The 6,737-nt window shown below is 70.1% G+C and carries 7 protein-coding genes; 6 read left to right on the top strand and 1 reads right to left on the bottom strand.

The features are described 5' to 3' along the window. Window positions 1-289, bottom strand: a 289-nt coding sequence (locus BLP62_RS09560) for an IS110 family transposase (protein ID WP_143004354.1), incomplete at its 3' end; no start/stop codon positions are given. A gap of 554 nt (window positions 290-843) precedes the next feature. Between BLP62_RS09560 and cas2 the strand changes: the two genes are divergently transcribed. Genes cas2 through csm5 form a run of 6 tightly spaced genes read left to right on the top strand, consistent with a single transcriptional unit; the run spans window position 844 to window position 6,736 of the window. Next, window positions 844-1,116, top strand: a complete 273-nt coding sequence (gene cas2, locus BLP62_RS09555) for a CRISPR-associated endonuclease Cas2 (protein ID WP_093008090.1) — start codon at window positions 844-846, stop codon at window positions 1,114-1,116. Between the two features lie 55 nt (window positions 1,117-1,171). After that, entirely contained in the window at window positions 1,172-3,589 is a 2,418-nt protein-coding gene (gene cas10, locus BLP62_RS09550) for a type III-A CRISPR-associated protein Cas10/Csm1 (RefSeq protein ID WP_093008088.1), read from the top strand. Beyond that, window positions 3,590-3,994 carry a type III-A CRISPR-associated protein Csm2 gene (gene csm2, locus BLP62_RS09545; RefSeq protein WP_093008087.1) on the top strand — a complete coding sequence of 135 codons (405 nt, stop codon included), beginning with the start codon at window positions 3,590-3,592 and terminating at the stop codon, window positions 3,992-3,994. Between the two features lie 10 nt (window positions 3,995-4,004). After that, window positions 4,005-4,730: a type III-A CRISPR-associated RAMP protein Csm3 gene (csm3, locus tag BLP62_RS09540; protein ID WP_093008085.1), complete on the top strand. Its 726-nt coding sequence runs from the start codon at window positions 4,005-4,007 to the stop codon at window positions 4,728-4,730. A gap of 9 nt (window positions 4,731-4,739) precedes the next feature. Then, window positions 4,740-5,624 (top strand): type III-A CRISPR-associated RAMP protein Csm4, encoded by an 885-nt coding sequence (gene csm4 / locus BLP62_RS09535; protein ID WP_093008083.1) that lies wholly within the window; start codon window positions 4,740-4,742, stop codon window positions 5,622-5,624. Further along, the gene (gene csm5, locus BLP62_RS09530) at window positions 5,612-6,736 is read left to right on the top strand and encodes a type III-A CRISPR-associated RAMP protein Csm5 (protein ID WP_176758187.1); all 1,125 of its coding nucleotides are present in this window, start codon (window positions 5,612-5,614) and stop codon (window positions 6,734-6,736) included. The genes csm4 and csm5 overlap by 13 nt, the downstream gene beginning before the upstream one ends. The last annotated feature ends 1 nt before the right edge of the window (window position 6,737 follow it).

Genomic DNA, 6,737 nt, shown 5'->3' with positions numbered 1-6,737 from the left:
GGTCTGTCTTGTTCCGTTCCCCCTTAGCTTTGCGGAAGGCGGCGAGGTGGTAGGGGTTGACCAGGGCCACGGGGAGGCCCTTCTCGGCCAGGAGGCGGAGGAGGGGGAGGTGGTAGGGGCCCGTGGGCTCCAGGGCGACCCAGGCGGGGTTGTGGTGGGCGAGGGCGGCGAGGAGGGCTTGACGGCCTTCGGGGGTGTTGGGGAAGCGGAGGCGGGTGGGTTTGGGGGAGTTGGAGACCAGGGCCAGGTCCAGGTGGGGTTTGCTGACGTCAATACCGGCGAAGGTCATGGGCTCTCTCCTTTTTGGTAAGCTGAGGGAGGTGGCCACCCGACCCTGTGGGCCTTCCATGTGGATGCGGTCTTTGACGACCGGGATACTGTGCGGCGGGGAGGCCGGGGCGGGTGGCTACCCATCAATCCCGCGGGCGTGGGTGCCCGGCAACCGGGGCGGTAGGGCCTCCCTCAGGGGGCAAGATACATAGGGCCTCCCTCAGGGGGCAAGATACATGCGACCGTGACGGCGGAGGCTCGCCGCCTCCGGAATGGCCCTGTCCAGTTGCAAGGGATTGAGCCCCGTAAGGGGATTGCGACTGTGAACATCATGCCGCCCCATTCACCCCCCATTACGGGGTTGCAAGGGATTGAGCCCCGTAAGGGGATTGCGACCCGAAGGGTCCAACTCCCGCTACCGAAACAATCAGAGAAGTTGCAAGGGATTGAGCCCCGTAAGGGGATTGCGACCCTCGTACCAGGCGGTGCGCCAGTCCCTACGCATGGCGTTGCAAGAGCTTGAGCCCCGTAAGGGGATTGCCGCCCATGGGGTCTTTTGGTTAGCCTTTCCCCATGGGAAAGCGTCTTTATGCCGTGGCGTACGACATCCCGGACGACACCCGCCGGGTGAAGCTGGCCAACCTCTTGAAAAGCTACGGGGAGCGGGTCCAGCTCTCCGTGTTTGAGTGCTACCTGGACGAGCGGCTTCTGGAGGACCTGCGGCGGAGGGCCGGGCGGCTTCTGGACCTGGGCCAGGACGCCCTGGGCATCTACCCCGTGGCGGGCCGGGTGGAGGTTCTGGGCGTGGGGCCCTTGCCGGAGCCCCGGGAGGTCCAGGTGCTGTGAGGCCCCGCGTGCACACCTCACACGGGCCCCGGGGGGGGCCCTATATACTCGGGCCATGCCTGGGGACGGCCTGAGCGTGGCCCTGGCGGGCCTCCTTCACGACGTGGGCAAGCTCTACTCCCGGGCCTTTTGGGGGGAGCGGGACGAGCGGGTTCCCGACCGCACCCACACCGCTTACACCGCCCACTTCGTCCGGGAGCACGCCGGGCTCTTTCGCGGGGCGGGCCTGGACCCGGACTGGCTCGCCCAGACGGCGAGCCGCCACCACGAGGGCTGGCGCGACCGCCCCCAGTACCGGCCCGAGACCCCCGAGGCCTGGTGCGTGGCCCTGGCGGACACCCACGCTTCCAAGGAGCGGGAGGAGGGGGAGGGCGGGGGAAGCCCCCCGGAGGTGCCCCTTTATCCTCCCTTCCGCAGGCTCCTCCTGGGGGGCGAGGAGGGGAGGGAAGGGGGGTACAGCCCCGTGCGGGCCGGGGGGCGGGTGGGCCTCGAGGCCGGGGGGCTTTACCCGGAGGAGCGGCCCAACGTTTCCAAGGACGTCTACAAGCGGCTCCTTGAGCGGCTGGAGGGGCGGCTTTCCGAGATGGCCCGCCTCCGCCTCACCAAGGAGGCCCTCCTCCTGAACCTGGCCCTGGCCTTCCAGGAGACCCTCTCCCTGGTGCCCTCGGACACCCAGTCGGAGCCGGACGTCTCCCTCTACGACCACCTGCGCCTCACCGCGGCCATCGCCCACGCCCTGTGGCTTTTCCACGGGGAAAGCCCCTCGGCGCAGGACCTGCGCCAGGACGGGGGGAAGTTCCTCCTGGCGGTGGGGGACATGGGGGGCATCCAGGGGCACATCTACCGCATCGCCGGGGCGGAGGCGGGGGTGGGGGGCATCGCCAAGCGGCTTCGGGCGAGGAGCCTCGAGGTGAGCCTGGCGGCGGAGGCCATGGCCCTGGGGCTTCTCCGGCGCCTGGGCCTCACCCCCCTGAACCGCATCCTGGGGGCGGGGGGCAAGTTCTACCTCCTCCTGCCCAACACCCTCGAGGCGAGGGCGGCCTTGGAGGAGGCCCGGGAGGCCTGGGGAAGGTGGGCCCTCAAGCGGGGGGGAAGCCTCGTGCCCCACCTGGCCTGGGTGGCCTTCCGGGGGGAGGACTTCCGGGACTTCGCCGCCCTCCTAGGGCGCCTCCACGGGGCCCTCGCCCGGGAGAAGCTCAGGCCCTTCGCCTTTCTCGCCGCCACGGGGGAAGTCCTGGGGGCGCCCCTCCGTCCCTGCGCCGCCTGCGGCCTGGAGCCCGCCCAAAGGGACGAGCCCGGAAGCCTCTGCCCGGACTGCGAGCGGGAGGCGGCCCTCGGGGCCCGGCTTCCCCAAAGCGACCGGGTGGGCTTCTTCCTGGAGGAGGCCCCGAGGCCCCACCTGGGCTTCCCCGGCCTGAAGGTGGGCCTGGGAGGGCCCTTGGAGGGGGCCTTCCACCTCTTCCGCGCCCGGCTGGACTTCGTCCCCTGGCCCCACCCCTCGGAGGCCAAGCCCCTCCTCGGCCACCTGCCCCGGGTGGAGCACGCCCTAAAGGCCAAGGGGTGGAGCCTGGAGGCCTACCGGGCCTGGGCCGAGGAGGAGGGGCTTTTGGAGGACGAGGAGGTCCACCCCGGAAAGGTCCTCACCTTCGCCGAACTCGCCGCCCTCTCGGAAGGCGCCCCCTACCTCGGGGCCCTCATGCTGGACGCCGACCGCATGGGGGAGGCCTTCGCCACGGGGTTTCGCCGGGAGGGGCGGGACCTCGCCACCCCGAGCCGCCTCGCCGCCCTTTCCCGCACCCTGGAGGTCTTCTTCACCACGGAGGTCCTCACCCTCCTGGAGGAGCCCCGGCGCTACCGGGAGCGGCTTGGGTGGGACGACCTCGAGGCCCAGCGCAAGGAGGCCCGCTACCCCCTCCTCTACAGCGTCTACTCCGGGGGGGACGACCTCTTCCTCCTCGGGCCCTGGGACGCCCTTTTGGACTTCGCCCTGGACCTGGAGAAGCTCTACCGCCTCTTCACCCGCCACCCCCGCCTCACCCTCTCCGGGGGGTTCCTCCTCGCCCACCCCAGCCTCCCCGTGCCCGAGCTCGCCCGGCTCCTTGCCGAAGCGGAGGGGCGGGCCAAGGCCGAGGGGCGGGGGAGGCTTTTCCTCTTCGGCCAGGCGGTGCCTTGGGAGGTCCTGGGGGACCTTCGCGCCTGGGCCGAGGGCCTGAGGCGGGACCTCAGGGAAGAGCGGGTGAGCCGGGCCCAGGTCTACCGCTGGCTCCTCCTCTGGCGTAGGTTCTCCCCCCTGGAGGACCCCGGGGAGAGGATGCGCTACAAGCCCCTCTTGGTCTACGCCCTAAGGCGTGTGCGGGAGTGGGACGAGGAGGCGTGGAAGAGGTACCTAAAGCTTCTTGACCACCAGGACCCGGCCTGGGCCTACCTTCCCGTCTGGGTCCAGTGGGCGCTTTACCGGGAAAGGAGGGTGTGAATGCCAGCGCTGGAGTTTTTCAAGGACAAGGAGCGGGGAGTTCTGGACCCGAAGGTCTTTGAGCGGGCCCGGGAGGTGGCGGAGGGGCTCGCCAGGGGGAAGCTCAAGTCCAGCCAGTTCCGCAACTACTTCGCCGAGCTCAGGGCCCTGGAGAACCGCTTCGCGCAGGAGAGGCGCAAGGAGGGGGAGGAGTTGGCCTTCGCCCGGCTCGTCCCCCAGCTTGAGCTCCTCAAGGCCAAGCTCTTCTACAACACCCGCTCCCAGGGCCCTTTGAGGGACGCCAAGGAGTTCGTGGAGTTCATGGAGGAGGCCCTCGAGGCGGGCAAGCGGAGCCCCAAGGACTTTGAGGCCATGATGAAGTACGTGGAGGCGGTGCTCGCCTATTTCTACGCCGTGGGGAAGTAGGAGGAAGGGGATGAAGCTCAAGAAGGTGATCCGCATCCGGTCGGTGCTCCTGGCCAAGACGGGCCTCAGGATCGGGATGAGCCGGGACCAGATGGCCATCGGCGACCTGGACAACCCCGTGGTCCGCAACCCCCTCACGGACGAGCCCTACATCCCCGGCTCCAGCCTCAAGGGGAAGCTCCGCTACCTCCTGGAGTGGAGCCTGGGCGGGGACTACATCCTGAAGGCCAAGGACAAGCACGTCTACGCCTCCCCCGACCCCAAGGACCCCGTGGCCCGCATCTTCGGCCTCGCCCCGGAGAACGACGAGAAGTCTTTGGCGGTGGCCCGGGAGCGGGGCCCCACGAGGCTTCTCGTGCGGGACGCCTACCTCACGGAGGACGCCAAGGAGGTCCTAGAGCGCACTTCCGCCCGGGGCGGGCTCTACACGGAGATCAAGCAGGAGGTCTTCATCCCCCGCCTCGGGGGGAACGCCAACCCCCGCACCACGGAAAGGGTCCCCGCCGGGGCCCGCTTTAAGGTGGAGATGACCTACCGGGTGCTGGACGACCTGGACGAGGAGTATTACGAGAAGTACCTCCTCCGGGCCCTGGAGCTTCTGGAGCTGGACGGCCTCGGGGGGCATATCAGCCGGGGCTACGGCCAGGTCTACTTCCTCCACCCCGAAAGGCTTGCGGAAGACCAGGAGGGCTGGCCCCTTAGGGAAAGGCTCAAGGTGGAGGAAGTGGTCCTTTAGGGGGCCTGGATGCGGGCGACCCTCTTCCGCCTCTACTTCCAGGGCCCCCTCAAGGCCCTCCCCCGGGCCCCCACCCTCCTGGGCCACCTCCTCTGGTGGTATCGGTACACCCACGGGCGGGAGGCCTTGGAGGAGCTTTTAGAAAGGCTCCAACAAGAACCGCCTTTCCGCCTCTCCAGCGTCTACCCCGAGGGCTGGCTTCCCCGGCCCAAGCTTCCCCCCGTGCAGGTGGAGGAAACCGCCCTAAGGAAGGCCCTGAAGAGCCTCTCCCTGGTGCGCCTGGACACGTTCCAGGCCCTGGCGGAAAGGGGAGAGGAGGCCCTTTTGGAGGCCCCCGAGGTCCTGGGAGGGGCCAGGCCCCCGGAGGTGCGGAGGCTCCGCCGCACCCGGGTGGGGGTGGACCGAGCCGCGGGCACGGCCCGCCCGGGGGTCCTCTTCACCCAGGAGTACCTCTTCCCCGACCCCAAGACCCCCCACGCCCTCTACGTCCTGGGGGAGGCCCCCTTTGACCTCGGGGAGGCCCTGGCCTTCGTGGGGGAGATGGGGTATGGGGGGCAGGCGGGCGTGGGGCTTGGGCGCTTCCGGGTGGAGGGTCCCTTTCCCGTGGACCTGCCCGAGGCCGAGGCCCCAAACGCCTACGCCACCCTGGCCCCGGGACCCCTGGAAGGCGCCCTCTACTACGAGGTGGAGCCCTACTGGGGCAGGCTCGGAGGGGCCTACGTGGGGGCCAAGCCCTTCAAGAGGCCCCACCTTCGGACCAAGGAGGGGAGCGTGTACCGGAGGCCCACCCACCGCCTCCTGGAGGTGACCCCCACGGAGCCCCCGGAGGCGGGGGCGCGGGTGTGGGAGGCCCTTTCGGTCTTTCCCCTGGGGGTGAGGGTATGGGATTCCTGAGGAGCTTTCGCCTGGAGCTGGAGGCCCTAAGCCCCGTGCACGTGGGCACGGGGGAGGCCTACCCCGCCTACGCTTATGTGCCGGACTTTGGCCGGAAGGAGGTCCACCTCCTAGACCCCGGCGCCCTTCTCCTCGCCCTCCCCGAGGCCAGGAGGCGGCAGTACCTGGAGAAGGTGGCCCAGGGCCCCAAGGCGGCCCAGGAGGTCCTGCGCTATCTCCTGGAAGAAGACCAGCTTCCCCGGGAGGCCATTCTCCACACCCTCCCCGCCAGCAAGGCCTTTCTGGAAACCCTCCGCTCCGCCACGGAGGAGGCCCTCCTGGAGTACCGTCCCCTGCCCCGCTCCCCCTTGGGGGCCTACCTCCCCGGCTCCAGCGTCAAGGGGGCCTTGCGCACCGCCTGGCTCTTCCACGTCCTGGTGGAGCGGGACCAGGTGGCGGAGTGGGACCGGAGGGCGGGGGTCTGGCGGCTCAGGCCAGGGGACGGGGAGGCCCGCGTCTACCCCTCCCGGGACCCCGGCCTCTACGAGAACCAGGCCTTTGAGGGGGCGGTGCTGGGCTACGCCCGGGAGGGGAAAGGGGGGCGGGGGATGGTCCTGGACCTCTACCGCGACCCCTTCCGGGCGGTGCGCCTTGCGGACTCCGGCCCCACCCCCACCTTCCTAAACCGCCTCGGGGTCTTTCACCCCCACAAGGACACCTCGGGGATGGCCCTCCTGGCGGAGACCTTCCGCGTGGGCACCCGCTTCGCCCTCGCCCTTCGCTACCACGAGGGCCTGGGGGTGTCCATGCCCGTCCCCCCGGAGGCCCTGGTCCGGGCCCTCAGGGACTACTACGGCAAGGTGGCGGAGTGGGAGGAGGGCTTCGCCGAGGAGCACGGGCTTAAGCGGGCCCTCGAGGTCTACCGAACCCTGAGGGAGCGGCTTCGGGACCCCGAGGCCTTCCCCCTCCGGGTGGGCTTCGGCTCGGGGAGGCTTGCCCTGCGCCTTGCCCTCCTCCTCCCCGAGGACCACCCCGAGGCCCAGGAGCCCAAGACCCGGAAGACCGCGGGGGCGCAGAACCCCGTGGACGGCTACCCCCTGGGCTGGATGGTGGGCAAGCTGGAATCCCTGTAGG

Source organism: Thermus arciformis (genome assembly GCF_900102145.1).
Lineage (GTDB): Bacteria > Deinococcota > Deinococci > Deinococcales > Thermaceae > Thermus > Thermus arciformis.
This window is presented reverse-complemented; position numbering and strand designations above follow the sequence as displayed.

Excerpts from the sequence above, each read along its gene's own strand:
- cas2 (WP_093008090.1), top strand. The coding sequence starts at position 844 with ATGGGAAAGCGTCTTTATGCCGTGGCGTACGACATCCCGGACGACACC.
- cas10 (WP_093008088.1), top strand. The coding sequence starts at position 1,172 with ATGCCTGGGGACGGCCTGAGCGTGGCCCTGGCGGGCCTCCTTCACGAC.
- csm2 (WP_093008087.1), top strand. The coding sequence starts at position 3,590 with ATGCCAGCGCTGGAGTTTTTCAAGGACAAGGAGCGGGGAGTTCTGGAC.
- csm3 (WP_093008085.1), top strand. The coding sequence starts at position 4,005 with ATGAAGCTCAAGAAGGTGATCCGCATCCGGTCGGTGCTCCTGGCCAAG.
- csm4 (WP_093008083.1), top strand. The coding sequence starts at position 4,740 with ATGCGGGCGACCCTCTTCCGCCTCTACTTCCAGGGCCCCCTCAAGGCC.
- csm5 (WP_176758187.1), top strand. The coding sequence starts at position 5,612 with ATGGGATTCCTGAGGAGCTTTCGCCTGGAGCTGGAGGCCCTAAGCCCC.